General features: G+C 54.0%; 1 rRNA gene. It reads left to right on the forward strand.

The features are described 5' to 3' along the window. Nucleotides 1-346, forward strand: a 16S ribosomal RNA gene (locus HMPREF2732_RS05815); the annotation flags it as partial.

Consider the following 346-nt stretch of genomic DNA (forward strand, 5'->3'; position numbering starts at 1 on the left):
GAAGCACCGGCTAACTCCGTGCCAGCAGCCGCGGTAATACGGAGGGTGCGAGCGTTAATCGGAATAACTGGGCGTAAAGGGCACGCAGGCGGTGACTTAAGTGAGGTGTGAAAGCCCCGGGCTTAACCTGGGAATTGCATTTCATACTGGGTCGCTAGAGTACTTTAGGGAGGGGTAGAATTCCACGTGTAGCGGTGAAATGCGTAGAGATGTGGAGGAATACCGAAGGCGAAGGCAGCCCCTTGGGAATGTACTGACGCTCATGTGCGAAAGCGTGGGGAGCAAACAGGATTAGATACCCTGGTAGTCCACGCTGTAAACGATGTCGATTTGGGGGTTGAGCTTT

The organism is Haemophilus sp. HMSC061E01 (genome assembly GCF_001810345.1).
Lineage (GTDB): Bacteria > Pseudomonadota > Gammaproteobacteria > Enterobacterales > Pasteurellaceae > Haemophilus_D.